Source organism: Corallococcus sp. BB11-1 (assembly GCF_026626625.1).
Classification (GTDB): domain Bacteria; phylum Myxococcota; class Myxococcia; order Myxococcales; family Myxococcaceae; genus Corallococcus; species Corallococcus soli.
On sequence record NZ_JAPNJY010000007.1, the window covers coordinates 208,631 to 233,300 of the forward strand.

Below are 24,670 nucleotides of genomic sequence, written 5' to 3' on the forward strand. Positions count from 1 at the left end.
TAATCCCATGTAATCACAGCGCTTTCAGGTGTCGCCGGTGTGCGGAGGCGTCGCCGGTGGCGCGGGTTGTCAACCGTTTACCGACGCGATGCGCCAAGGACTGGGGAAAAGTCAGTAAACCGGCGGATGCGTTTTTACAAAGGAGGGAGGGGGCTCTCCGGGGCGCGGCGGAAGACGAGGGCGACGTTGGTGCCGCCGAAGCCGAAGGAGTTGCTCATCACGGCGTCCACGCGCTGCTCGCGGGCGACGTTGGGGATGCAGTCCAGGGGGATGCGCGGGTCCTGGTGCTCCAGGTTGATGGTGGGCGGGAGCACCCCCCGGGTGAGGGCCAGGATGCTGATGACGGCCTCGGCGGCGCCGGCCGCGCCGTTCATGTGGCCCGTCATGGACTTGGTGGAGGAGATGGCGAGCCTGGCGGCCGCGTCGCCGAATACGCGGGCGATGCCCTGCATCTCCAGCAGGTCGCCAATCTCCGTGGAGGTGCCGTGCGCGTTGAGGTAGCCGATGTCGCCTGGCGCCAGCCGCGCGTCCTTGAGGGCGGCCCTCATGGCGCGCTGGGCGCCCTCGTGTTCGGGGGCGGGCGCGGTGACGTGGTTCGCGTCGGAGCTGGCGCCGTAGCCCACCAGCTCCGCCAGGATGCGGGCGCCGCGCGCGAGGGCGGACTCGTACTCCTCCAGGACGAGGATGCCCGCGCCCTCCGCGAGCACGAAGCCGTCGCGGTCCTGGTCGAAGGGGCGGCTGGCGGCCTGGGGCGCGTCGTTGCGCGTGGACAAGGCCTTCATCGCGGCGAAGCCACCGACGCCCAGCATGGAGATGGGCGCCTCCGCGCCGCCCGCCACCGCCGCGTCGAACTCACCGCGCTGGATGCCGCGCATCGCTTCGCCAATGGCGTGGGCGCTGGTGGAGCACGCGGAGTTGGTGGACCAGGAGGGGCCCTTGATGCCGTGGCGCAGCGTGACGTAGCCGGGCGCCATGTTGATGATCATCTGGAGGATGAAGAAGGGGCTGATGCGATCCGGCCCCTTCTCCAGCGCCTTCTTGTACGTCTCCTCCATGCTGGCGATGCCGCCGATGCCGGAGCCGATGATGGCCGCCACGCGCTCCGCGTTCTCCGGGGTGATTTTCAAACCCGAGTCCGCGATGGCCATGTCCGCCGCCGCCACCGCGAACTGCGCGAAGCGGTCCATGCGCCGCACCTCGCGCCGTTCGATGAAGTCCTCCGGGTTGAAGTCCTTCACCTCGCCGGCGAACCGGCAGGCGAGCGGGCTCGCGTCGAACAGCGTGATGGGCCCCACGCCGCTCCGGCCGTGGACAAGCCCCTCCCAGCTCTTCTCCACGCCGGTGCCACACGGGCTGATGAGCCCCATTCCCGTCACCACCACGCGCCGCTGCTCCATGGAAGGCTCCTTGACGCCCGACTTCGGACCGGATGGTATTACGGACATACTTCCATGGGTTCAAGTCCAAGGCGCTTGGAGGCAGCGGCCTCCGGGCGTCCAGGCGGCGGATGGAAGGATGATGGTCATTCAACGATGAAGGAGCCTTCGATGAGCGAGCAGGCCGTGAACCCGCGCACGCGGACGGTGACGTGGAAGGACCCCCGGGAGGGCGCCTCCGCGGCGAAGAAGCTGTCGGGGCTGGAGTACCTGCGCGCCATCCAGAAGGGGGACCTGCCGGGGCCGCCCATCGCGGAGCTGATGGGCTTCAGCCCCGTGGAGGTGGAGGAGGGCAGGGTGGTGTTCGGGGTGCAGCCGGGGGAGCACCACTACAACCCCATCGGCATGGTGCACGGTGGGCTGGCGGCCACGTTGATGGACTCCGCGATGGGGTGCGCCATCCACACGATGCTGCCGGTGGGCGTGGGGTACACGACGCTGGAGCTGCACGTGAACTACGTGAAGGGCATCGCGCACGACTCCGGGCAGTTGTTCTGCAAGGGGGAGGTCATCCACCTGGGCGGCAGGGTGGCGACGGCGCAGGGGCGGCTGGTGGACGCGCAGGGCAACCTCTACGCGCACGGCACCACGACGTGCATGATCTTCCGGCCGCCCGGTCCGGGCGCGAAGGAGTAGGAGCGGACGATGCGCTACACCGCCGAGCACAAGCAGGCCACGCACACACGCATCCTGGCCGCGGCGGAGAAGTTGTTCCGCGCGGAGGGGTTCAGCGGGGCGAGCGTGGAGCGCGTGATGCGCGCCGCGGGCCTGACGGTGGGCGGCTTCTACGCCCACTTCGCCTCCAAGGAGTCGCTGCTCGCGGAGACCCTGCGGGCATTCATGGAGGAGCGCAAGAGGCGCTGGCTCGCGGGGCTGGAGGGGCTGCGGGGCCCGGCGTTCCTGGACCACTTCGCGCGGCGCTACCTGAGCCTCTACAACCGGGACACGGGGCAGACGAGCTGCATGATGCCGTCGCTCCTGTCGGACCTGACGCGCGCGCCGCCGGAGGTCCAGGCCGCGTTCAGCCAGGGGCTGGACGAACTGGTGGACGCGGCGCAGGGCCAGCTCCCAGCGCGGGAGGGCGCGACGCCCCGACAGCAGATGCTGGCCACGGTGGCGCTGTGCTTCGGTGCGATGACGCTCGCGCGGGCGACCGGCTCGCACGCGGTGTCGGCGGAGCTCCTCGACGCGGCCCGCGCGTTGCTGCTCGCGGGCGCTCCGGTGGAGGAGGCAGGGGCGGCGAGCGGGAACCGGGGGCGTCGCGCGGACGGGCCCGCATCGGATGCGCCCGCTCCGCCGACAGGGACGCTGAGCGCGGGGGCACGGCCCGCGAACGCAGCGGAGGCACGTCCTTCCCGGCCGGCACGGAAGAAGACGGCACGGAGCCTGAGCGCGGGGGCACGGCCCACGAACGCAGCAGAGGCACGTCCTTCCCGGCCGGCGCGGAAGAAGACGGCACGGAGCCTGAGCGCGGGGGCACGGCCCGCGAACGCAGCGGCGGCGACGGCTCGTTCGTTTCCGCCCGCACGGAAGAAGAAGTCACCGGGGGGCTGAGCACCCCGGCCCAGGAACTGCGCCCGCGCGTCCCTCGCGGTCTGCACCCAGGAAGCCGTCCCCTGGCGCAACGTGCCTCCCTGTCGGCCGCGGACGCGCCCACCTTCCGACGCTCGTCCTGCCGTGTCGACACAACGGACTGGACGCCACGGGGCACACCGTGGGGTCCTCTCTTCCGGAACGGACACACCGGAAGGCGGTGCCGCGTGGATGGCTTGAAGACGAGGGTGCCTCGCGCGTTTCTCCTCTTCCTGGCGCTCAGCCTCGGCGCTTGCGCCACCGCGCGCTCCCCGCTGCCCCGCCGGGAGACCGCGGCGCTGCGCTACAACGTCACGTACACGCGCGAGCCCGGGCGGGGCCTGGACGTGGAGATCGTCCTCCTGCCGTCGTCCCCGCGCGACTTCCTCTTCCGACAGCCGCAGCGCGTGGACACCGTCTGGGCCCTGGGCGAGGGTGGCTCCGCCCACCCGCTGCGCCTGCGCGACGGCGAGGTCCGCGTGCCCCCGGGCACCCGCTTCCTGCGCTACCACTATCCGCTGGAGCCCCGCTCGCGCGGCGGTGCGCGCTCCTTCTTCTCCGGCGCCGGGGAGGGGGATGCGTGGCACGTGGCCGGCCGTGCGTACCTCCTGCGCCCCCGCGTGGTGACGCCCGAGCTGCGCGTGGAGTTCACGGTGTCGGGCACGGACGCGCTTTTGCCCTGGCTCCCGGACGACGCGGGCGTCTACCACCTGCGCGGCGAGGACCTGGTCGACTCGGGCTTCCATGGCTTCGGCGGCCGGCGGTGCGAGGCGCGCGTGGACACCTCCGTGCTGGAGGTCGCGCTGCTGGGCCGCTTCACGCACCTGTCGGACGCGGACGTCTGCGCGTGGCTCGCCCAGGCCGCGCGCGAGGTGAGCACCGTGCGCAAGGCGTTCCCCCACCCGCGCATCACCGTGCGCGTCGTGCCCGTGCCCGGCGCGGATGAGCCCGCCCTCTTCGGCATGGTCCAGTGGAGCTCGCCCCCCAGCATCTCCATCCTCGTGGGCCAGGACACCACCGCCGCGTCCTTCACCGGGGATTGGATCGCCGTCCATGAAATGCTGCACCTGGCGCACCCCACGCTGATGCCGCGCGTGGCGTGGCTCACCGAAGGGCTGGCCACCTACTACACGGAGATCGCCCGAGCCCGCTCCGGACGCCAGACGGCGCGGCAGGCGTGGCAGGAGCTGACGGACGGCTTCGCCCGAGGCCAGGCCGCCGCGGGCGCGCGCACCATGGCGGAGGTCGTCGCGCTCGAAGGCGACTGGCAGGGCGTCTACTGGGCCGGCGCCCTGTTCACCCTGCGGCTGGACGTGGAGCTGCGACGCGTGACGCAGGGGCGCGCGCGGCTGGAGGACGTGCTGGAGCTGCTGGCCACACGAGGCCCCACGTCCTCGCTCGCGGGCTTCGGTGCCGCCGTGGACGCCGTCGCGGGTGCGCCCCTCTTCGACAGGTTGTTGGCCCACCAACTGTCGGTCCCTGCGTTCTCTGACCTGGAAGGTTTGTTGGACGGCCTCGGCGTCCGGATTGACCCGGGTGGCGTCAAGCTCCAAGCTGCTCCAGACAGTCGGTTGCGTGAGGCACTGGACGGCGGACGGCCCTCGGATGACGCGGGGGGAACACCTTAAAATGCGACGGGGCCGTAACCGCTCCAGCGGGTGTCGCGTATCGCATGCATCCGCGAGGTCCGCGGCTTCCATAGATGAGGTCCGCCATGTTCCGCAGCGCACTCATGCTCGCCTCCGTGTTGTCGCTGTCCGCGGTCGCCGCCGAGCCCACCCCCGCGCCCGCCGCCGCGAAGGGCTTCGTCTTCAATGATCCGAATGGCCGCGACACGGTCATGTTCGTGCTGGACGCGCCGCTGGAGGTCATCAACGGCCTGTCCAACCAGGTGAAGGGCCGCGTGGAGGTGAACGGGCAGAAGGCCAGTGGTCGCTTCCAGGTCCCGGTGGCGTCCCTCAAGACGGGCAACGAGACGCGCGACGGCCACCTGCGCAATGAGCGCTGGTTGGACGCGGCGAAGTTCCCGGACATCGTCTTCGAGTTCAAGGATGTCGTCCTGCCCGCGCCGCTCGCCAACGCGAAGCCGGTGACGGTCAAGGCGAAGGGCACCTTCAGCCTCCGCGGCGTGATGCACGAGGAGCCGGTGGAGGTCACCGCCACGTACCTCCAGGAGACGGCGGAGACGAAGCACCGCGCCCCGGGCGAGCTCTTGCGCGTGCGCGCGAAGTTCCAGATCCCCGTGGAGGCCTACGGCATCCAGCGCACCGAAGCGCTGCTGCTGAAGGTGGGCGAGAAGGCGGACGTCACCGTCGACGCCTGGGGCTCCACGCAGTTCAAGCCGTAAGCGCTTTCACCGTAGTCACACCCCCGCGGTACGAAAGGAAGCAACACATGAACGTCAAGGCTCTGGCAGCGGTTGTCGGCACCCTCTCCCTCGGCGCGCTGGCCACCGGCTGTGCCTCCACGAAGGGCGCGGAAGGCACCCAGGCCGCTTCGTCGGAGAAGGCCGCCGAGGCCAACTGCAGCGCGACGCCGGCCGAGGCGAAGGGCGCCGAGGGCAGCTGCAGCGGCACGGCGGCCCCCGCCGCCACCACGCCGGAGAAGGGCGCCGAGCACAGCTGCGGCGCGGGTTCCTGCGGCGGCAAGAAGTAGGCATCCCCGGTGGAGGGCCCGGCAGTCGGGTCCCTCCCTCGCTCGCGGGCGGTGGGAAGACTCCTTCCTGCCGCCCGTGTTGTTTCCACCCCGTCCGAAGGCTTGTGCCCAGGAGGCCGCGCGCATGTCCCCCCGCTACTCACACCGCCATGGGTTGAAGCCGCTGGGGGCGGGCATCGGGCTGCGCCGCGACTTCTATGAAGCGCTGCCGCGCACGTCCCGGCGGTTGGACTGGGTGGAGATCATCCCGGAGAACTTCCTGTCGCTGGGCGGCCGCTCCCAGCGCGCGCTGGATGCGTGCCGCGAGCGCTGGACGCTGCTGCCGCACGGCGTGGGGCTGAACATCGGCGGGCCGGATGCGCTGGATGACGACTACGTCACCCGCCTGGCCGCGCTGGTGAAGCGCCTGGACGCGCCGTTCTTCTCCGACCACCTGTGCTACTCGCGCCTGGGTGGGGTGCACCTGCACGACCTCCTGCCGCTGCCCTTCACGGAGGAGGCGGTGGAGCACGTGGTGCCGCGCGTGCGGGAGGTGATGGCGCGCGTGGAGCGCCCCTTCCTGCTGGAGAACCCCAGCTACTACGCGGCCATGCCGGGCGGCACGCTCCAGGAGGCGGACTTCCTGCGCCAGGTGCTGGAGGCCGCGGACTGCGGGCTGCTGCTGGACGTGAACAACGTCTGGGTCAACGCGAAGAACCACGGCTACGACCCGCGCGCCTTCGTGGACGCGCTGCCCCTGGAGCGCGTGGTGCAGGTGCACCTGGCCGGCCATGACGTGGGGGAGGAGGTCCTCATCGACACGCACGGCGACCGCGTCTGCGACGACGTGTGGGCGCTGTACCGCTACACGCTGGAGCGCACCGGCCCGGTGTCCACGCTCATCGAATGGGACCAGGCCATCCCGTCGCTGGACGCCGTCCTGGACGAAGCGGACCTGGCGCGGAGCGCGCTGGCGGAGGCGCCGCGATGAAGCCGGGGTTGAAGCACTTCTTCGACAGCATGGACGCGTACCTCGCGGGGCCACCCGGCGCGGAGGGCCTGTCGAAGCTGTCCGCGTCGCACCCGGGCTGGGACGTCGCGCCGGAGCGGATGGCGCTCTATGGCCAGTTCGTGCGCGGCCACGTGCGCTCCACGCTGGAGAAGCTCTTCCCGTTCACGCGCAGGGCGGTGACGGGAGAGGCGTGGGATGCGCTGGTGGAGGGCTACACGCGCACGCGGCCCGGCAGGCACTACGAGCTCAACCGGCTGGGTGAAGGCTTCGCGCCCTTCGTCGCGGACGCCACCGAGGCGCGGGGGCTGCCCCCGTTCCTGCCCGCGCTCGCGCGCTTCGAGTGGACGGACTTCGCGGTGTTCGCCTCCGAGGAGATCATCCCCGAGCGCGTGGAGCACCTGACGCCCAACCCCACGCTCGCGGTGCTGGAGCAGCCCTTCCAGCTCTGCGCGTTCATGCGCTCACAGGACCGGGGGGCGGCGCCCGCGGCCGGTGACGAGCTGGCGCTCCTGTGGCGCCACCCGGAGCAGCTGGTGACGTACTACATGGCCGCCACGCCGCCCGCGCTGCTGGTGCTGAAGATGGCCGTGGAGGGCCTGTCCGAAGAGGCCGTCGTCCAGGCCACCGGCATGGCCGCCGCGGACGTCCACGCGGAGGTGGTGCGCTTCGCGAAGGATGGGCTGGTGCTGCGGCCCCGGGAGTGAGGCTCGGGGTGCAATCCCGGGGGATTAGGTGGCGTCCGGATCGAGCCGCCCCGGCTTCCCTGCGCGGGAGCTCCCCCGGTCCTGGCTGTAGTCGGGGGCGCTGCCAGACTTTGAACCCCGCCCTTCCTGCACGTCATGCACCGGGGTCGCCTCGCCTCCGGCGGGTTTCAGGAGCAGCTCGGAGAGCTTTTCCTTCAGCTCCTCGATGCGTTTGCCCAGTTGGCGGAAGTTCTCCAGCCGGAAGGTGTTTCCCAGCCAGAGGTACGGCGGATCCGTGACCGTCTTGGGCTTCTGTCCCGAATCCCCATTGCCCAGCGAGAGGTTCTTCGCGCACTTCACCGGCTCCGGGGGGGGCGTGCCGAAGCCGCCAAGGTCGCCGATGGAATCGCAGCCAGGTCCGGATGATTCCGGGGGACTCAGCTCGAAGGTGGACCGCGACGCGTCGCGCCCCGCGCGGGCAGCGGCCTCCCGCAGGTCCGCCCCCAGCTCCGGCTGGACGGGCACCGGTGCCTTGGGCCGGGGGAGGGGCGGCGGCGGAGGCGTGAAGCGGATGGGGGAGGACATGGGGACTCTCCGGAGTTCTAGGTTGTTCTTATTGTCCAAGAATGCAGGATTGAAGTTGCTGCGTGTCTCCTACGGCGGGGCGCGGCCCTGTCTCCAACGCAGGACCGCCTGGGCCAGCTCGGCGGTGGGCTCGCCCCCTTCGGTGAAGGCCGCGAGCGCGGTGTCCGCCAACGCGAGCGCCTGGGCCCGCTCCGTCCCCGCGTCCCACAGCGCGCGGGCGAGCTCGAACTGGAGCTGGCCCTGTCGCTCCGGGCTCCATCCCAGGGGGCGGATGATGGCCAGCGCGCGCTCCGCGGCGACGCGGGCGCGCTGGGGCTCCTTCATCGCCAGGTAGGTCCGGGCCAGCTCCGTCAGGCTGGAGACGAGCCAGGGGTGCTCCGCGCCGTCCTCGGCCTCCTTCAGCGCGAGCATCGCCTCCAGCTCGGCGCGGGCCTCCCGCGTCCGGCCCAGCTTCCGGAGGACGACCGCGCGCTCCTCGCGCATGCGCACGGTGTCGAAGTGGGTGGGCCCCTTGCGCCGCTGCTGGAGGGCATGCGCGCGCGTGAAGCCCTGGAGGGCCGCGTCCAGGTGCCCCTGGCGCTCCTCCATCCGGGCCAGGAACTCCAGTGACTGGGCATACTCTTCGTGTTCCGTGCCGTGGGTCTGCCCGGTCCGCGCCAGGACGTCCTCGTGGTAGCGCCGCGCCTCGTCCCACTGGCCCAGGTCCTCGTGGAGCCGTCCCAGGTCGTTCTGGAGGCGCAGCGTGTCCAGGTGCGTCTCTCCCAATGCGGTCCGTCGCAGCTCCAGGGCCTGGAGGTAGAGGGGCAGGGTCGTCTTGAGCCCCTCCAGGGCGCGCCGTGCGTCGGCCAGGACGATGAGGGTGCTGGCGACGGAGGGGTGGTGCGGGCCCAGTTGCCGCTGCTGGACGGCGATGGCCTGCTCGTACATCCGCAGCGCCTCACGCGGGTGGCCCTGCCGCTTGCGCACCATGGCGAGGTTCGTCAGCACCCTGGCGGTGTCCAGGTGGTCGGGACCCAGGAGGCGCTCGCGGATGGCGAGTGAGCGCTCATAGTGTTCGCTCGCCTGGGGCAGCAGCCCCAGGCCGAAGTGCACGGCGCCCAGGTGGTTCTCCAGCCTGGAGGCGAGCTCCTCCTCCGGCCCGGAGCGCTCCAGCAGGGCCCGCGCCTGGGCGGCCATGTCCAGGCCGCGCTCCTCGTCCGCCAGCTCGAAGCCGGTGATGAACACCAGCTCCGTCGCCGCCTTCAAGGCCTGCAGGTCGTGCCGGCCAGCCAGGGCCGCGCGCATGGCGTCGGTGAAGCTGCGCTGGGCATCCTCGTATCGCGCCAGCTCGTACTCCAACGAGCCCTGTTCATGGAGCGCCTCCGCCTCCAGCGGCCGGTAGCCCAGCTCGCGCGCCACCGCCAGCGCCGCCCGCGCCTCCTCCAGCCCCTGCGCGTAGCGTCCCGTTCCCAGCAGCACCCGGGCGCGCCCCAGCCGCGTGCGCGCGCCCTCCAGCTTCTCGGCCACGCCGGGCCCTTCCGGCGGGGGCACCACGGCGAGGAGGGACTCCACGCGGGCGCACTCCGACACGCGCGGCAGCTTCTGGGACGCCTCCGCGGCCTTCTCCACGAGCGGCGCGTCCGCGTGCTCCATCACGTCCGCGAACACCCCCAGGGACTCCAGGCGCGAATCCAGACATGCCATGCGCAGCGCGAGCACCGACTCCGGCTGCTCCTGCCGCACGCGCGTGGCCTGACACGTCTGGGTGTAGCCCTGCTCCCAGGCGCGCGCGTAGTCGGTGAGGTTGCGCGCCACCGCGTCCGCGGCCTCCGCGGCCAGCGGACTGCCGGTGGCGAGCAGGGCCTGCTGCACCTTCGCGCTTCGGGCCTCGTCCCACACGGAGGCCGTCCGCTCGGGGGCGCCCGCGCAGGGGTTGGACGCGCCGCGAAGCACCAGCATCACCGTCAGGGCAGCCATCGCCGTGAGCACACCCGTGCCCAGGGCCAGCTGGGCGCGACGGCGGGTCGGATCCCTCGTCAGGGCGTCCAGGAGCGCGTCCATGGATGGGTAGCGCTCCGCGCGCGCGACGCTCAATCCGCGCAGCACCGCCCGGCGCACCCACGCGGGCACCCGCACCTCCGGAGAGGGGCTCTGCACGCGCCCGAAGTCGGGCGGCTGCCCCCTGGCGAAGGGGCGGATGCCGAAGAGGGCCTCGTACAGCGCGACGCAGAAGCTGAACTGGTCGCCTCGCGCGTCGGTGGGCTCCCCCTTCCACTGCTCGGGCGGCATGTACGCGGGCGTGCCCATGAGCGAGCCCGTGCGCGTGAGGGCCACGGGCTCCGACGACGGCGTCATGCTGTCCGGGAGCGTGTCGGGAGGCAGGGCCGTCGTGCCCTCCGGCAGCCGGGCCAGCCCGAAGTCCGTCACCCGCACGCGGCCCTGGCCATCCACCAGCACGTTGTCCGGCTTGAAGTCGCGGTGGATGAGGTGCGCTGCGTGCGCCGCCGCCAGCCCCTGTCCCGCCTGCCGGTACGCGGCCAGCACCTCCTGCCATGGACGGGGACGCTCCTTCTGCCACTGGCGCAGCGTGCGGCCTTCCACGAACTCCATCGCCATGAACAGCCGGCCGTTCACCGTGCCCACGTCGAAGACGGTGATGACCTGCGGATGGGACAGCCGCGCCACCGCCTGGGCCTCGCGCAGGAGCCGCTGCTCCAGCTCCTGCGCGCCGTCGCCCCGGAGCGAGCGCACCAGCTTGAGCGCCACCTTGCGGTCGAGCTGCGGATCATACGCGCTCAGCACCACGCCCATGCCGCCGGAGCCCACCCGGTCGATGACGACGTAGCGGCCCAGCACGGTGCCGCGCCGGACCGCGTCGTCCTGTGCCCGGGCCCTCCCGGTGTCGGGGCGCTCGGGTCGCGCGTCGTCGGGCAGGGTGGAGGGCTCGCTGCCCCGCGCCGCCTCGCCCACCAGCGCGAGGCACGCCGAGCACGCATCCAGGTGCGCCTCCACGGCGCGGGACTCCGCGGCTCCGAGCGAGCGCGCGCAGTAGGCGAGGAGGGTGTTCTCGTCGGGGCAGTTCATGGCGGCTCAGCGCAGCAGGTGCCGCACGCTCAGGTCCAACCCACTCAGCAGCGAGTGCGCCAGACTGTGCAGTTCCGATTCTTCGACGTTCAGGCGGCGTCGCAGCTCCGCGTGCGTGCGCTCGGCCAGCGTGTCGCGCGCCGCCTTGAGCCAGCGCGTCATGGTGGCGCGGCTCACGCCATGCACCTTCCCGATGTCCTCCACGCCCACGTTCTCCACCAGGTGCAGCCGCAGGAAGGTGCGCTGCCGGGGCTCCAGCGACGCGAGCGCCGCCGCGATGGACGCCTCGATGTCCGCGTGGTGCCGGTGCTTGAGCGCCGCGAAGGACGCGTCCTCCGGAGGCATGAGCGCGGGGATGAGCGCCTCCGCGGGCCGCTGGGCGCGCTCGCGCAGCTCCGTCATCGCCAGCCGCAGCGCGACGGTGCGCACCCACGCCTCCAGGGGGCCGCGGCCGTCGTACTCCGCCACGCGGGGCGGCCCGTCCGGCCGGGCGAGGAGCAGTCGCTCGCGCAGCCGTTGCAGCGCTTCGTCCACCACGTCCGGCGCCAGGCCCCGCCGCGCAAGGGCGTGGCGCGCGGCGGGGAGGTGCTGGCGCTCGAAGTGGGCGAGCGCCGAGGGCAGTCCCTTCGCGCACGCGCACGCGAGGTACAGGTCCTCCAGGTGCGTGCCTGGAGTGCCCCCGGCGCCGGACGCCCGCGCGGCGAGGTGGGCGAGGAAGTCCTCACGCGCGAGGGTCACCCCGGGCCAGGCGGCGCGGGCCCGGAGGTAGCGGTCGTCAGCGGGGACGGGCGGCTCCATGGAGGCGGCGAGTGTAGCCGGGAGCGGGCTACTCCAACCCCAGCTGGCGGCGCACCGTGGCCGCATAGTCGTACACCTGCTGGACGTACAGGCCGGAGTCGTTCTCCGACGGGGGCGCGTAGCGGTTGACGAGCGCCGTCCAGTCCCCGCTGTCGAGCTCCGCGCGGTAGTGCGTGCCCAGCAGCTTGAAGTACGCCTCGATGCCCTCTTCCAGCGTGGACCAGCCCGCGAAGCTGCCGTAGGCACCGGGGGACTGGAAGGCTTCGTAGGCGCCCTCCTGGCCCACGAACTTGAGGTTGCCCGGGTTGTTCGCCCCGACGGACGCGCCCGCGGTGCCCCACTGCGACTCCTTCCACAGCATCGCGAGCGCCAGGTCGATGGGCACGTCGTACGTGTCGGCCATCCGCGTCAGGAACTCGCCCTGGCCCGCGAAGCCGGACTCCGCGAGGGACATGGCGCCCGGCGCCAGACGCACCGACTCCAGCGCCTGACCCTGGGCCGTCACGTCCGTGGAGGGGGCCTGCGTCGGCGCCACGCCCGGGGGCGGGTGGATGGCGACGGAGTGGCCGCCGTCGTGGTGCTGCGCGAGGAAGCGCTCCAGCTCACCGGGCGTCAGCTCCGTCACCGTGCTGGAGGGGTCATGGACGATGAAGTTGCCCTCGGGCGTCATGCCCGTGACGGCGATCCAATGGCCGCCGCTGAAGTTGCCGGAGGTGAACGCGGGCTGCTCGTTCTGCAGCATCACGTTGCTCTCACCGTTGACGGCCACCAGGTTGCCGGACTCCAGCTGCTGCTGGATCCACGACACGTCGGTGCCGGGGTTCCACTCGGAGGTGAGGCCGTTGTTCGTGGCCATCTGCTGGATGGCCGGGTAGCCCACGCCGTCCGCGGTGATGCCCACGCCCTGGCCCAACTGGTTGATGTGCGCGCCGTCCGACAGCTCCGTGCCGATGCCGTAGCCCTGGAGGATCATCGCCATCGTGGTGGGGCCGCAGTTGGAGGCCTGGTTCCAGTTGTCCTCGTTGCCCTCGGAGGACATCTGCTTGATGGACGGCACCGGGTAGCGCTCCCCGGGGGCCGTCGTGCCGCCGCCGGGGGAGCCCGTTCCGGTTCCGGTGCCGCCGTCGGGGGACTCCGTCCCCACGCCGGTGCCGCCGTCGGGGGAGCCCGTGGCCGGGCCCTGGGTGCCTGGAGCGGTGGGGAGCTGGAGTGTCTCACCCGCGATGATCAGGTCCGGGTTGGTGAGCCCGTTGAGCTGGACGATCTGGTTCGCGATGGCCTCCACCGGGCCCGGCACGCCCTGCTGCATCAGGCCCCAGGCCAGGTCCCCCACGGTGTCGCCCGGCTGGAGGGTGTAGGGCGTCGTGGCCGGGCCCTGCGGCGGCGGGGCCCCGGGCAGGGACCCCAGGGCCTCCCGCAGGTCGTTCATCTTCTCGCGACGCGCCAGGTGCTCCATCGCGGTCGCGCCCGCCTCCCGCAGGCGCTGGTGCAGCACGGCGCGCTGGAACGCCTCGCGCACGTCGCACCGGGACGGAGCCCCCGAAGCATCCCGCAGGGCTTCGCCCGCGCCCTTGAGCTTCGCTTGCAGCAGGGCCTTGCGGAGGTCGTCCGCCGAGGGCCGGTGCTCCTCCGCCGCGGCCTGGAGCCGGGCACGCCGCTGGGCATGTTCCAGCGCGGCTCGCACGTCTTCCAAAGCAGGGCGGGGAGGGGGAGGCAGGCACGGGCCCCGGGCATCGAAGCCGTCCTGGACACGCCGGGAGGCTGGAGCGGTGGGGGCCAGGCGCGGAGCGGACTTCGCGGGAGGCGCGGACTGGGCGGGACGCGAGGGGGTGAAGGAGGAGAGGAGGTGGCGGATGGTCATTTCAAGCTCCGGAGCCAGCGTTTGAAATGTTTGTCGATAAAATGCGAATTGTTGTTTCGCCTCCCGAGGTCGATTCCGCTCAAGGTTTGCGGGACGGAAAACCCGAGTTAAATCATGGGCTTGGAGGAATTTCAGGTGGAAATGAGCCACTAATTCCCCGGGGCCTGTCTACCTGTTGAGCCGGTTGATGCGGTGTATTGGATTGCGTGTCTGGGTTTGGATCCTGGACGGTCGTGGAGGCCCCTTTCCAACAGGAGGCAGGCGGGCGTGACGCTTCGCGCTGGCCTCCGGGGCCCGGTCGGGGGGAAGAATGGGGGACGTCGTTTCCCACCGTGAGGTCCCCGCCATGCGCGTCATCAACTTCAACGCCGGCCCCGCCGGTCTGCCCCTGCCGGCCCTCGAGCAGGCCCGGGATGAGCTGCTCGACTTCCACGGCACCGGCATGTCCGTCATGGAGCACAGCCACCGGGGCAAGGACTACGAGGGCGTCCACGACGAGGCCGTCGCGCTGCTCACGGAGCTGCTGGGCATCCCGGACACGCACCAGGTGCTGTTCCTCACCGGCGGCGCGTCCCAGCAGTTCGCCCAGGTGCCCATGAACTTCCTCACGCCGGGCGCCTCCGCCGACTACCTGATGACGGGCGTCTGGAGCGAGAAGGCCCTGGACGAGGCGAAGTACTACGGCGCGCCCCGCATCGCGGCGACCACCGTGCAGGCGGACAAGCGCTACCAGCGCGTCCCCAAGGCGTCCGAGCTCCAACTCGACCCGAAGGCCGCCTACGTCCACCTGACGAGCAACAACACCATCTTCGGCTCGCAGTGGCACACCTTCCCGGACGTGGGCCGTGTGCCGCTGGTGGCGGACATGAGCTCCGACTTCCTGTGGAAGCCCACGGACGTGAGCCGCTTCGCGCTCATCTACGCGGGCGCGCAGAAGAACCTGGGGCCCTCCGGCGTCACGCTGATCATCGCCGCGAAGGACTTCATCGCGAAGGGGCGCAAGGACATCCCCAAGTACTTCCGCTACAGCACCCACGCGGAGAACAACTCGCTCTACAACACGCCCCCCACGCTGGCCATCTACCTGGTGCGCAACGTGCTCGCCTGGGTCAAGGGGCTGGGCGGCCTGCCCGCGCTGGAGCAGCGCAACCGCGAGAAGGCGGACGCGCTGTACGGCGCCATCGACAGGAATCCGGGTTTCTACCGGGCCCCGGTGGAGCGCGAGTCCCGTTCAGTGATGAACGTCGTCTTCCACCTCCCCACGGAGGAGCTGGATGCGGCCTTCGTCGCGCAGGCGAAGCAGGCCCGGATGGTGGGCCTCAAGGGCCACCGCACCGCCGGCGGCATCCGCGTGTCGATGTACAACGCGGTTTCGCCGCAGGACGTCAAAACGCTGACGTCCTTCATGGATCACTTCGTGAAGATGCACGGGTAGGCTCACGTCGACATTGCGCAGAACAACCTGGAGGCATTCCATGAAGAAGACGCTGACCGCCGTGCTGCTGTCCCTGACGCTCGCCACGCCCGTGATGGCCAAGGACATCGCCGGGGTGAAGTACCCGGACACCGCCACGGTGAATGGCAAGGAGCTCAAGCTCAACGGCGTCGGCCTGCGCAAGAAGGCCATCTTCAAGGTCTACACCGTGGGCCTGTACGTGGAGACGCCGTCGAAGGACGCCACGCAGATCCTCAACGCGGATGAGATCAAGCGCGTGCGCATGTTCATGAAGCGCGACCTCAAGAAGGAGCAGATCACGGAGGCCATCGAGAACGGCTTCAAGAAGAACGCGGGCGCGAACCTGCCCAAGCTCCAGACGCGCCTGGACGCCTTCAAGGCCGCCATCCCCGCGGAGATCAAGGAAGGCGAGGAGCTGATCCTCACCTACGTCCCCGGCAAGGGCACCAACGTGCAGACCAAGGGCGGTCAGGCCATCGACGTGGAGGGCAAGGACTTCGCCGACGCGCTCTTCTCCGTCTGGCTGGGCAAGGACCCGGTGGACGGCGGCCTCCGGGACGGGATGCTCGGCAAGGACGACTGACGTCGCGCGCCTCCTTTTCGGAGCCATGGCGCCCCGCGATGTCCCCTCCCATGGGGTCATCCGCGGGGCGTCGTCGTTTCCCCGCCGGAGGGCTTCCGCCGGATTGCTTCAATGGTGGACAGCGCGGAGCGTCACGGACCGGGGCGTGCAGTTGCCACTGGAATGCCCTGGCGGGTCGGGCGTTGATGCGCGCCGAGACAACCCCACCCCTCGTTCGCGTTGGAGAAACGCTGTGAAGCGTCTGGCCCTGTTCGCTGCCTCCTGTGTCCTTGGCGTCGCCTGCAAGACGGCGGAGCCCACCCCCGAGCCGCCCCGGGCCCCACCCCCGGCCCCCGTGGCCGCCTCCGCCGAGCCGTCCCCGAGCGCCGCCGCGCCCGCCGCCCCCGTGCCCCAGGGTGAGCCCCAGATGCCTCCCGGCCTGGACGCGGCGGTGATGGACCCGTCGGCGAACCCCTGTGACGACTTCTACGCCTACGCCTGCGGAGGCTGGCTCAAGTCCACGGAGATCCCCGCCGAGCGCGCGCGCTGGAGCCGGGGCTTCGAGACGGTGGCCGAGCGCAACCAGACCGTGCTGCGCGACATCCTCACCCGCGCCGCGGAGGGGCAGGGCGACGGCTCGCCGGACGACAAGCGGCTGGGCGCGTTCTACGGCGCCTGCATGGACGAGGCGCAGCTGGAGCAGTCGCTGCCGGCGCTGCGCAAGCACCTGACGAAGCTGTCCACGCTCAAGAGCCCGCAGGACGTGGCGTCGGCGGTGGCGTGGCTGCACGCGCGCGACGTGAACGCGCTCTTCCGGGTGGCCTCCGATCAGGACCAGAAGGACTCCACGCAGGTCATCGCGGTGGTGGACTCGGGCGGCCTGGGCCTGCCGGACCGGGACTACTACCTGAAGCCCGACGTGAAGATGCGCGAGGCCCGCGCCGCCTATCAGGCGCACGTGCAGAAGGTTTTCGAGCTGCTGGGCGACGCGCCCTTCATGGCGAGCCGCAAGGCCACGGGCATCCTCGCCATCGAGACGCGGCTCGCCACGGCGTCGCTGCCCAAGGAGGAGCGCCGCGAGCCGGAGAAGGTCTACCACCGGCTGGAGCGCCAGGGCCTGAAGAAGCTGGCGCCCGCGTTCCAGTGGGACACGTACTTCGCGCAGGTGGGCCTGCCCGCGGGCGAAGCGCTCAACGTGACGCAGCCGAAATACTTCGCGGAGGTGTCCGCGCTGGTGCGCCAGCAGCGGCCTTCCGACATGGGGCCGTACCTGTCCTACCACCTGGTGAGGAGCGTGGAGCTGGCGCTGCCCAAGGCGGTGCGTGGCGAGTTCTTCCGCTTCGAGTCCACGGTGCTCACCGGCGCGAAGGCGGACCTGGCGCGCTGGAAGAAGTGCGTGGAGGCCACCGACGAAGCGTTGCCGCACGCGCTCGCCCGGCCCTTCATCGCGCGCACCTTCGGCGAGGAGGGCAAGGCCACCACCCTGGACATGGTCCAGCAGATTGAACAGTCCTTCGAGCGCAACCTGGACACGCTGTCGTGGATGGACGCGCAGACCAAGGCGCAGGCCCTGGCGAAGGTGCGGAAGATCACCAACAAGATCGGCTACCCGGACCAGTGGCGCCGCTATGACGGCCTGGACATCCAGCGCGACGCGTTCCTGGACAGCTACCTGGCGGCGAGCGCGTTCGAACAGGCGCGGCAGCTGCGCAAGGTGGGCCAGCCGGTGGACCTCTCCGAGTGGTTCATGTCGCCGCCCACGGTGAACGCCTACTACAACCCGGCCACCAACGAGATCGTCTTCCCCGCGGGCATCCTCCAGCCGCCCTTCTTCAACCGGGACGCGTCCGCGCCGGTGAACTTCGGCGCCATGGGCATGGTGGTGGGCCACGAAATCACCCACGGCTTCGACGACGAGGGCCGCCAGTTCGACGCGGACGGCAACCTGCGCACCTGGTGGACCCCGGCGTCCGACAAGGCCTTCCGCGAGCGCGTGGCGTGCGTGCGCAAGCAGTACGACGGCTACACGGCGGTGGACGAGGTGAAGGTGAACGGCAAGCTCACCCTGGGGGAGAACGTGGCGGACCTGGGCGGCCTCAAGCTGGCGTACGCGGCGATGGAGACCTACCTGGCGAAGCACCCGGACCAGGCGGCGAAGGCGGCGTCGTACCGCTTCACGCCCGGGCAGCAGTTCTTCCTCGCGCACGCGCAATCGTGGTGCTCGAAGATTCGTAATGAAGCCGCGAGGCAGCGGGCGCTGACGGACTCACACTCGCCCGCGTTCCTGCGCGTCAACGGACCGGTGACGAACCTGCCGCAGTTCCAGCAGGCGTTTTCGTGTCAGGCAGGGGCGAAGATGGTCGCTCCCGCTGCGAACCGTTGTGAGGTCTGGTAAGGGCTTCAGCCCTGTTACCGGGAGGATCGCATGGGAATCTGCTCGTGGCTGGTGTTGGGTGGTATCGCGGGTTGGCTGGCCAGCATCATCAAGGGCACCAATGCCCGGATGGGGATGTTCGCCAACATCGTCGCCGGCATCGTGGGCGCGATGCTGGGCGGCTGGGTGTTCAGCTTCTTCGGAGGCCATGGCGTGACGGGCTTCAACCTGTACTCGCTGATGGTGGCCACCGTGGGCGCGGTCATCCTGCTGTCCATCCTGCAAATCATCCGGAGATAGCCCGCCAGGGCCCAGGCCCCGTGGCCGTCGCCTAGAAGAGCGACAGCTGGGGCGAGCGGGACGGACGCGTCGGACGCCGGAAGGTGTCCGGCGCGTCTTCCGTGATGGCGGAGGCGCGCATGCCCACCTTGCGCGCGGACATGGCGAAGAGCTGGTGGATGGTCTGCGCGTACAGCCCTTCGCCGCGCATGCGGTGCTTGAAGCGGCCGTCGGTGAGCTCCCCGCCGCGCGTCTCGCGGATGCGGTGCAGCACCCGGTCCGCGCGCAGAGGCAGCTTCGCGCGCAGGCGCTCCTCGAACACCTGCTGCACGGGGCCGGGGAGCCGCAGCAGCGTGTAGTGCGCCCTCGTGGCGCCGGCCTCGCGCGCGGAGGCGAGCACCCGCGCGATGTCCTCGTCGTTGAGCCCCGGGATGATGGGCGCCACGGACACGGCCACGTCGATGCCGGCCTCCGACAGCTTCCGGATGGTGGCCAGCCGCCGCTTCGGGGTGGCGACGAGGGGCTCCATGGCGCGCGCCAGCTCCTCGTTGTGGAAGGGGAGGCTGATGCTCACGGACAGCCGGGCCTCGCCGGCCAGGCGCTGGAGCACGTCCAGGTCGCGTTCAATCAGCACGCCCTTGGTGATGATGCCCACGGGGTTGCGGTACTCGGCGCAGACCTCCAGGCACTGGCGGGTGAGGCGCAGGGACGCCTCCAGGGGCTGGTAGCAGTCGGTGACGCCGCTGAAGACGACCGTCTCCCCCTTCCACGACGGGCGCTCGAAGGTTTCGCGCAGCAGCTCCGGGGCCTGGGGTTTGACGACGAGGCGCGTCTCGAAGTCGGTGCCCGCGCCGAAGTCCAGGTACTGGTGCGTGGGCCGAGCGTAGCAGTAGGCGCACGCGTGGAGGCAGCCCCGGTACGGGTTGACGCTCCAGGAGAAGCACACGTCGGGGCTGTCGTTCTTCGCCACCACCGAGCGGCTGTGGTCCTCGTAGACCTCCAGCCGGGCAGGGGGAATCTCGTCCAGGTACTCCACCGCGGTGCTCGCCCAGGGGTTGGGCGGATTGTCGACGGGACGTGGCTTCACCCGCCCACGGTGCGACTGAATGCGCGTTCAGTCAAGGTGGTGAAGTAGAGTCGGCCTGAAGGCTTCCGCCGCGGACCTTCGTGGAGAGGGCCCATGTACGCCAAGCTGTATCAGACCCGTTACGGAAGCGTCCCGGCTCAAGTCAGCAACGTCAACGGCCTCGCGAAACTCGCGAACAAATACGGCGGAACGCTGGAGTGCGGCTTCTGCCAGGGATTCGAGGACTTCAACACAGGCGTCTTCTATTCCCTGGACTTGAGCTCGGGTGGCGTCTGCTTCGGGCTGGTGCTCATGTGGCTGCGGATGAAGTTCGAGAAGAAACCCGACAGCGACTTCTATGCCTGGCTCTTCGCCAAGGACGTGCAGGGCCGAAACGCCAAGATGGCCATGTGGATGCGGAACCAGCTCATGAGCCTGGGCCTGGGCAACCCAGGGTATGCGCAGGTCTACTCAACGTTCATGACGGACCCGAACGAAGAGGAGAAACGTGAAAAGTTCAAGACGAAGTACCCCCAGGGGGGCATCCCCGCGTACTTGAACTTCTACAACGAGGAAAAACCGGGAGGTGCTCCTCTGGACCGCTCGTACGACCCGGAGCACTACGCGGCGACGCAGCAGCGGGCGCGATACGTACTCGCCTCGGATGCCCTCGGCTACAAGTTCAAGCAATTGGGTGCCCGCATGGGGCGCCTGCAGATCTGGCAAGAGGCGGAAGTCAGCCAGCGGGATGTCTACGCGCTCCAACTGGTGGCGAGCAAGATCACCAAATCGGCCACCAAGGCCAACCGCCTCTCCATGAAGGACCGGATCATCTCCGCCGAACTCCAGGCGAGCTACAAACCCGGCGAGGACAAGGATGGGCTCAAGAAGCGGGAGGAGGCAGCGCGGCTGATCGTTGATGCCATGGTCAAGTACCAGGAGAAGCTCAAGAACGAGGATGCGTTCGTCACCATCTCCATCCCCAAGCATGTCATGGGCGTGTACTTTTCCCGCTCGCCCTTGAGGGGCCACGGCGTCCTCTCCTTCTTTGATCCCAACTACGGCATCTGGACCTTCGAGAGCAGCTCCCTGGTTGATCGCTTTGAAAAATTCAAGCAATTCTTCGCCGCGTTCACCTGCGTGTATAACGATAAGGACATGAGCCCGCTCGAGATCAAGATCCTCTCAAGGCATTGAGCAGGCCTTCGGGAGGGGAACGCCGGGCGAGGAGCGGCTCAGCGGTGCGAGCCGTAGTATGTCTTCCGGGTCTTGAGCTCTGGAACGCCAGCGTCGGCTCCGGTGAGCTCGGCGGGCCACAAGCAATTCCTGTCGACACCGTCAAGACACCTCCCGTTGTCGTCGTGCGTGATGGCGGTCATGACGGCGGAGATGATGCCGTGGCGGCACAGGTCCTTGTACTCCTCCGTGGAGTTGGGCTTCTTCTTCACCTCCTCCAGGCTGTACCAGAACCGGCAATACCACTCGAGCGCCCGGGTCACCTTGGCATGCCCCGCCGGGCTGAACAGGGTCCAGACATCCACGTGGGGGGCCGGCTGGTCGCGGTGGACCTCGAAGTGGCCCGCCACCCCCGCGGTCATGGCCGAGCAGCGGTCGCTGAGATACTTGTGTGGGGCCTTCGCGTGCGCGATGGCAATCGCATCCTCGATGTGGCCTGGGCCCGCCGCGGGAACCTTGAAGGTCGTGTAGTCGCGCAGGCTCACCGCGCCGCCGACGCCGGGCCCGACGCCCGTGTCCATCGCGTACCCGCCCACCTTGTACATCGTGTACAGCGACCAGATGTTCTTGGCATTGACAATCTCACGGATCCGCGTGGCTGAATTGGCGGACGCTCCCATGGACGTCTCGATGATGTGTTTGACCACCAGATCGATGTCCCAGCTGAAGCTGGACCACACCCAGTTGATGCCCGATTGCACCAGACCACTCCGGGTGCCGCGGCGCACGCCGACGTTCTTGTTCAGGAACGTCTCGATGCCCCGCACCTCGAGCTTCTCGCGATTGTGGACGCTGAAGTTCGAGCCCTTGAAGTAGTTGCGGTAGGCCCAGACATGCGCGTCGAGACACCAGAAGTTGATGACGTAGCCCGAGGCCTGGGTGTCACTGCGAGCCCGCATCAAGGCTTTGGGGCCGCCGGAGTCCCTCGCGTCGAAGGTCGGGGGACCGAACCACGTGTAGTTGACATCCAGCAGAGCCATGGTGCCGCCTTCCCGAGCTGCGTGGGCCATCCACTCCGGTCAGCACGCGGCGGATGGAGTGCGTCGTAATACACCGCCACGCGGACGGACACGAACCAGACGGAGCGCATTCGAAGGTGTTCGTTTTCACCCGGGCTCACGTCCAGCCCATCCACGGCTCGGTGGGCGTGCGCCTGGGCACCCGCTCTTCGCCGCGGAGCTCAAGGTCGCCCGGCCGCCGCTTTGCTCCTGGGCTCAGGGGCCGAACGGGATAGGGTCGTCCGCTTGCAGCAACCCGCTGAGGAAGACCGCGTGGCCGGACACGACCTTCGCATCGATGACGCAGCACCCCCCGTGACGACGCGCACCCCGCATGCCGGCCTCACCCTGTTCGCGCTGGCGATGGGCGGCTTCGCCATCGGGACGACCGAGTTCGCGTCCATGGGCATCCTGCCCGCCTTCGCGGCGGGGCTTCACATCGACGAGCCGACCGCCGGCCATGTCATCAGCGCCTATGCCCTGGGAGTGGTCATCGGAGCGCCGGTGCTGGCGGTGCTGGGCGCGCGGATGTCCCGTCGCATCCTGCTGATTGCGTTGATGGCCATGTTCGCCATCGCCAACGGCCTGAGCGCGCTGGCGCCGACCTACGGCTGGATGCTCGCCTTCCGCTTCCTGAGCGGGGTGCCGCACGGCGCCTACTTCGGGGTCGCGGCGCTGGTCGCGGCCTCCGTGGTGCCGCGAGCGCGACGCAGCCAGGCCGTCTCGCGCGTGCTGCTGGGACTGACCATCGCCACGGTGATGGGGGTGCCGTTCGCCAACACGCTCAGCCTGCTGCTCGGCTGGCGTTGGACCTTCGCCACGGTCGCGGTGCTGGCGGTGCTGACCATGGTCCTGGTCTTCGCCCTGGCGCCCAGGGATCCACCCCATCCGGAGGCCAGCCCCCTGCGCGAGCTGGGGGCCCTCAAGCGTCGTCAGGTGTGGCTGACGCTGGGCATCGGGGCCGTTGGCTTCGGAGGCATGTTCGCGGTCTACGCCTATCTGGCCTCCACGCTGCTCGCGGTGACGGGCGTCAGCGCGGAGGTCATCCCCGCGGTGCTGGGTGTCTTTGGCGTGGGGCTCACCGTGGGCAACCTGTTCGGGGGCTGGGCCGCGGATCGCTTCCAGATGCGCGCGGCGGGTGGCCTGCTGCTGTGGAGCGCGGCCTCGCTCGCGCTGTACCCGATGGCGACCTCTCACCCGTGGTCCATCACGCTGGTGGTCTTCCTGGTGGGCTGCGGCGGCGGACTCAGCTCCGTGTTGCAGACGCGGCTGATGGACGTGGCGGGTGAAGCGCAGACGCTGGCCGCCGCGCTGAACCACAGCGCCTTCAACGTCGCCAACGCGGTGGGCCCGTGGCTCGGAGGCATGGCCGTGGCGGCCGGGCTGGGCTGGCCGTCCACGGGGTGGGTGGGCTGCGCGTTGGCGCTGGGCGGCTTCGTCATCTGGCTGATGGCGTCGGCGGACCCCCAGGGGAAGCTGGGGGAAGCACCGCAAGTGTGAGCGGAGGCGGGGGCGTGGCGCCCTCCGCACGGTTCACGAGGAGCGCAGCCCGACGCAGGTCGAGGCGCTGTCGGCCTTCCCGCGCGAGTCCCAGCGGGGTAACGCCTCGCCCGACCCCGTCGTGACGGGAGGGGGATGACGTGCGGAGGTGAGCGCTCGAGTCGAAGCAGAAGGGGCTCGGGGGATGATGATCCCGAGGGAAATCAAGGCGATAGCGGGTAACCCCGCTTGTGTCCGCGACGTGCCCCTCCGGCGTCGGTGTCCGGACGGGCGCGGCCTGGATGCGGAGAGGCGGGACGGGGTTACGGCGTGTAGGAGCCGGCCGGCACCACGCAGAGCAACAGCGTGCCCACGGCCTCGCCGCCGTGGTTGTCCCGGACGGTGTAGGTGATGCCGCAGTTGTTGCAAGCCTCCGCAGGCACGCTGGACGGGGTGAACTGGGTCGTCATGCCCGTGGGGTTGGAGAAGGTGCCCGGGCAGGCGGCGGTCCACGCGAACGTCATCGGATCGAAGTTCGTATCGAAGGCGTTGCCCGCCAGCGAGGTGCTCTGGCCCAGCCGCACGCGGCCCTCGGAGGCCGTCACGGAGATGACGAGCGGCGGGGTGTTGAAGCTCACCTGGATGTCGACGCCGCCACCCACGATGGCGGCGTTCACCGTCACGGTCAGCCGCGCGGTGCTGACGCCGCCGCGCGTGTCGCGCACGGTCACGGTGAGCGTCACGGTCTGCGGCGAGGTCGGCGCCGTCCAGATGGTCGTGGTGCTGGTGGAACTCGACAGCGAGCCGGCGCTGGCCGTCCAGGTGTAGGACAGCGTGTCGGCGACCACGGGGTCATGCGCACTGACGCTCAGGGTGAGCTGGCCGCCGGCCGTCACCGTGGTGTCGGACGCCGTCACCGCGTCGATGATGGGCACATCGTTGGGCACGTTCTGCGGCGTCGTGAGGTCCTGCAGCGTGATGGCGACGAGCGTCGTCTGGCCCTCGGAGATGGTGACGTTCGTGGCCTGACCTTCGTAGAGCTTCTTGTTCGCGCCGTCGTAGCCCGTCACCGTCACGACGCGGCCGGTGCCCGCCGGGATGCCCTGGACGGTGCCGCCCCAGGTGCCGCTCGTCTGGGTCAAATCCTGGCTCTGCTCGAAGCCGGTGCCCGTCACGGTGGCCGTGACACGAACGACGGAACCCGGCGTCGCCGCGAACTCCTGCATCGCGATGACGAACTCGGCCGAGCCCGTAGCCGATTCCGAACCGCACCCAACAGCGACCATCAAGAGAAGGGCAACGACGGGAAGTGTCTTGAGACTGCGCATGGATGTTCCTCCGCGCGCTCGTAGGTGGGGATGGGTCCACAGAGCGCTGAGGTGTGCAGAGTGCCGCAGTCACTGTCGGCTGAAAATGAGGCAGCCCGCACCCACCGCCAGCAAGGCCGTGTCCCGACTTTCGGGCCGCCAATGGGAGGGTGACCCACGCGCGATCCGGATAGGACGGCCCATGACACAAGCGCCAGCACTTCCAGGACGCCCCCATCCTGTAGGACTTCCGGATGTCGCCCGCTTTT

The 24,670-nt window shown here is 70.0% G+C and carries 21 protein-coding genes; 13 read left to right on the top strand and 8 right to left on the bottom strand.

What is annotated here, in order from left to right; translation table 11 throughout:
- Nucleotides 1-134: 134 nt before the first annotated feature.
- On the bottom strand, nt 135-1,397 hold the full coding sequence (gene fabF, locus OV207_RS07825; protein ID WP_267553887.1) for a beta-ketoacyl-ACP synthase II: 1,263 nt from the start codon (nt 1,395-1,397) through the stop codon (nt 135-137).
- A 150-nt stretch (nt 1,398-1,547) separates the two neighbouring features.
- On the opposite strand from fabF, the gene OV207_RS07830 reads away from it, so the two are divergent.
- The 7 genes from OV207_RS07830 (at nt 1,548) to OV207_RS07860 (ending at nt 7,358) form a co-directional block, all read left to right on the top strand.
- Nucleotides 1,548-2,072 (top strand): PaaI family thioesterase, encoded by a 525-nt coding sequence (locus OV207_RS07830; RefSeq protein ID WP_267553888.1) that lies wholly within the window; start codon nt 1,548-1,550, stop codon nt 2,070-2,072.
- Between the two features lie 9 nt (nt 2,073-2,081).
- Nucleotides 2,082-2,990: a TetR family transcriptional regulator gene (locus tag OV207_RS07835; RefSeq protein WP_267553889.1), complete on the top strand. Its 909-nt coding sequence runs from the start codon at nt 2,082-2,084 to the stop codon at nt 2,988-2,990.
- A 227-nt stretch (nt 2,991-3,217) separates the two neighbouring features.
- Nucleotides 3,218-4,636, top strand: a complete 1,419-nt coding sequence (locus OV207_RS07840; RefSeq protein WP_267553891.1) for a hypothetical protein — start codon at nt 3,218-3,220, stop codon at nt 4,634-4,636.
- Between the two features lie 86 nt (nt 4,637-4,722).
- A complete protein-coding gene (locus OV207_RS07845) occupies nt 4,723-5,355 on the top strand; it encodes a YceI family protein (protein ID WP_267553893.1) in 633 nt (210 codons plus the stop codon).
- Nucleotides 5,356-5,402: 47 nt separating this feature from the next.
- The gene (locus tag OV207_RS07850) at nt 5,403-5,663 is read left to right on the top strand and encodes a hypothetical protein (protein WP_193348097.1); all 261 of its coding nucleotides are present in this window, start codon (nt 5,403-5,405) and stop codon (nt 5,661-5,663) included.
- A 124-nt stretch (nt 5,664-5,787) separates the two neighbouring features.
- Nucleotides 5,788-6,633 carry a DUF692 domain-containing protein gene (locus OV207_RS07855; RefSeq protein ID WP_267553895.1) on the top strand — a complete coding sequence of 282 codons (846 nt, stop codon included), beginning with the start codon at nt 5,788-5,790 and terminating at the stop codon, nt 6,631-6,633.
- Nucleotides 6,630-7,358: a DNA-binding domain-containing protein gene (locus tag OV207_RS07860; protein ID WP_193348099.1), complete on the top strand. Its 729-nt coding sequence runs from the start codon at nt 6,630-6,632 to the stop codon at nt 7,356-7,358. Before OV207_RS07855 ends, OV207_RS07860 begins: the two co-directional genes overlap by 4 nt.
- Nucleotides 7,359-7,382: 24 nt before the next feature.
- On the opposite strand, the gene OV207_RS07865 is transcribed toward OV207_RS07860, so the two are convergent.
- The 4 genes from OV207_RS07865 to OV207_RS07880 all read right to left on the bottom strand — a co-directional run bounded on the left by OV207_RS07865 (nt 7,383) and on the right by OV207_RS07880 (nt 13,467).
- The gene (locus OV207_RS07865) at nt 7,383-7,922 is read right to left on the bottom strand and encodes a hypothetical protein (RefSeq protein WP_267553898.1); all 540 of its coding nucleotides are present in this window, start codon (nt 7,920-7,922) and stop codon (nt 7,383-7,385) included.
- A gap of 69 nt (nt 7,923-7,991) precedes the next feature.
- The gene (locus OV207_RS07870) at nt 7,992-10,985 is read right to left on the bottom strand and encodes a tetratricopeptide repeat protein (RefSeq protein ID WP_267553900.1); all 2,994 of its coding nucleotides are present in this window, start codon (nt 10,983-10,985) and stop codon (nt 7,992-7,994) included.
- Between the two features lie 6 nt (nt 10,986-10,991).
- Entirely contained in the window at nt 10,992-11,783 is a 792-nt protein-coding gene (locus OV207_RS07875) for a sigma-70 family RNA polymerase sigma factor (protein WP_193348102.1), read from the bottom strand.
- A 28-nt stretch (nt 11,784-11,811) separates the two neighbouring features.
- Nucleotides 11,812-13,467 carry a C39 family peptidase gene (locus OV207_RS07880; RefSeq protein ID WP_267553902.1) on the bottom strand — a complete coding sequence of 552 codons (1,656 nt, stop codon included), beginning with the start codon at nt 13,465-13,467 and terminating at the stop codon, nt 11,812-11,814.
- A gap of 523 nt (nt 13,468-13,990) precedes the next feature.
- Between OV207_RS07880 and serC the strand changes: the two genes are divergently transcribed.
- The 4 genes from serC (at nt 13,991) to OV207_RS07900 (ending at nt 18,336) form a co-directional block, all read left to right on the top strand.
- Nucleotides 13,991-15,079 carry a 3-phosphoserine/phosphohydroxythreonine transaminase gene (serC, locus tag OV207_RS07885; RefSeq protein WP_267553904.1) on the top strand — a complete coding sequence of 363 codons (1,089 nt, stop codon included), beginning with the start codon at nt 13,991-13,993 and terminating at the stop codon, nt 15,077-15,079.
- 40 nt (nt 15,080-15,119) lie between these two features.
- Nucleotides 15,120-15,683: a chalcone isomerase family protein gene (locus tag OV207_RS07890; RefSeq protein ID WP_193348105.1), complete on the top strand. Its 564-nt coding sequence runs from the start codon at nt 15,120-15,122 to the stop codon at nt 15,681-15,683.
- 232 nt (nt 15,684-15,915) lie between these two features.
- Nucleotides 15,916-18,057 carry a M13 family metallopeptidase gene (locus tag OV207_RS07895; protein WP_267553907.1) on the top strand — a complete coding sequence of 714 codons (2,142 nt, stop codon included), beginning with the start codon at nt 15,916-15,918 and terminating at the stop codon, nt 18,055-18,057.
- A gap of 30 nt (nt 18,058-18,087) precedes the next feature.
- Entirely contained in the window at nt 18,088-18,336 is a 249-nt protein-coding gene (locus tag OV207_RS07900; RefSeq protein ID WP_193348107.1) for a GlsB/YeaQ/YmgE family stress response membrane protein, read from the top strand.
- 31 nt (nt 18,337-18,367) lie between these two features.
- On the opposite strand, the gene OV207_RS07905 is transcribed toward OV207_RS07900, so the two are convergent.
- Nucleotides 18,368-19,402: a PA0069 family radical SAM protein gene (locus OV207_RS07905; RefSeq protein WP_193348108.1), complete on the bottom strand. Its 1,035-nt coding sequence runs from the start codon at nt 19,400-19,402 to the stop codon at nt 18,368-18,370.
- Nucleotides 19,403-19,495: 93 nt separating this feature from the next.
- On the opposite strand from OV207_RS07905, the gene OV207_RS07910 reads away from it, so the two are divergent.
- A complete protein-coding gene (locus OV207_RS07910) occupies nt 19,496-20,578 on the top strand; it encodes a hypothetical protein (protein ID WP_267553910.1) in 1,083 nt (360 codons plus the stop codon).
- 38 nt (nt 20,579-20,616) lie between these two features.
- On the opposite strand, the gene OV207_RS07915 is transcribed toward OV207_RS07910, so the two are convergent.
- On the bottom strand, nt 20,617-21,597 hold the full coding sequence (locus OV207_RS07915) for a hypothetical protein (protein ID WP_193348110.1): 981 nt from the start codon (nt 21,595-21,597) through the stop codon (nt 20,617-20,619).
- Between the two features lie 291 nt (nt 21,598-21,888).
- Here OV207_RS07915 and OV207_RS07920 point away from each other — a divergent pair, with 291 nt between their 5' ends.
- Complete coding sequence (locus tag OV207_RS07920) at nt 21,889-23,115, top strand: MFS transporter (protein WP_267553912.1); 1,227 nt, start codon at nt 21,889-21,891, stop codon at nt 23,113-23,115.
- 302 nt (nt 23,116-23,417) lie between these two features.
- Here the strand turns inward: OV207_RS07920 and OV207_RS07925 are convergent, their stop codons facing one another.
- The gene (locus OV207_RS07925) at nt 23,418-24,422 is read right to left on the bottom strand and encodes an Ig-like domain-containing protein (RefSeq protein ID WP_267553914.1); all 1,005 of its coding nucleotides are present in this window, start codon (nt 24,420-24,422) and stop codon (nt 23,418-23,420) included.
- Nucleotides 24,423-24,670: the final 248 nt, after the last annotated feature.

What these genes read in the sequence shown, in the direction of transcription:
- OV207_RS07855 (WP_267553895.1), top strand. Translation starts at nt 5,788, where the DNA reads ATGTCCCCCCGCTACTCACACCGCCATGGGTTGAAGCCGCTGGGGGCG.
- OV207_RS07915 (WP_193348110.1), bottom strand. Translation starts at nt 21,597, where the DNA reads ATGGCTCTGCTGGATGTCAACTACACGTGGTTCGGTCCCCCGACCTTC.
- OV207_RS07865 (WP_267553898.1), bottom strand. Translation starts at nt 7,922, where the DNA reads ATGTCCTCCCCCATCCGCTTCACGCCTCCGCCGCCGCCCCTCCCCCGG.
- fabF (WP_267553887.1), bottom strand. Translation starts at nt 1,397, where the DNA reads ATGGAGCAGCGGCGCGTGGTGGTGACGGGAATGGGGCTCATCAGCCCG.
- OV207_RS07910 (WP_267553910.1), top strand. Translation starts at nt 19,496, where the DNA reads ATGTACGCCAAGCTGTATCAGACCCGTTACGGAAGCGTCCCGGCTCAA.
- serC (WP_267553904.1), top strand. Translation starts at nt 13,991, where the DNA reads ATGCGCGTCATCAACTTCAACGCCGGCCCCGCCGGTCTGCCCCTGCCG.
- OV207_RS07835 (WP_267553889.1), top strand. Translation starts at nt 2,082, where the DNA reads ATGCGCTACACCGCCGAGCACAAGCAGGCCACGCACACACGCATCCTG.
- OV207_RS07830 (WP_267553888.1), top strand. Translation starts at nt 1,548, where the DNA reads ATGAGCGAGCAGGCCGTGAACCCGCGCACGCGGACGGTGACGTGGAAG.
- OV207_RS07860 (WP_193348099.1), top strand. Translation starts at nt 6,630, where the DNA reads ATGAAGCCGGGGTTGAAGCACTTCTTCGACAGCATGGACGCGTACCTC.
- OV207_RS07890 (WP_193348105.1), top strand. Translation starts at nt 15,120, where the DNA reads ATGAAGAAGACGCTGACCGCCGTGCTGCTGTCCCTGACGCTCGCCACG.
- OV207_RS07925 (WP_267553914.1), bottom strand. Translation starts at nt 24,422, where the DNA reads ATGCGCAGTCTCAAGACACTTCCCGTCGTTGCCCTTCTCTTGATGGTC.
- OV207_RS07850 (WP_193348097.1), top strand. Translation starts at nt 5,403, where the DNA reads ATGAACGTCAAGGCTCTGGCAGCGGTTGTCGGCACCCTCTCCCTCGGC.
- OV207_RS07900 (WP_193348107.1), top strand. Translation starts at nt 18,088, where the DNA reads ATGGGAATCTGCTCGTGGCTGGTGTTGGGTGGTATCGCGGGTTGGCTG.
- OV207_RS07875 (WP_193348102.1), bottom strand. Translation starts at nt 11,783, where the DNA reads ATGGAGCCGCCCGTCCCCGCTGACGACCGCTACCTCCGGGCCCGCGCC.
- OV207_RS07845 (WP_267553893.1), top strand. Translation starts at nt 4,723, where the DNA reads ATGTTCCGCAGCGCACTCATGCTCGCCTCCGTGTTGTCGCTGTCCGCG.
- OV207_RS07870 (WP_267553900.1), bottom strand. Translation starts at nt 10,985, where the DNA reads ATGAACTGCCCCGACGAGAACACCCTCCTCGCCTACTGCGCGCGCTCG.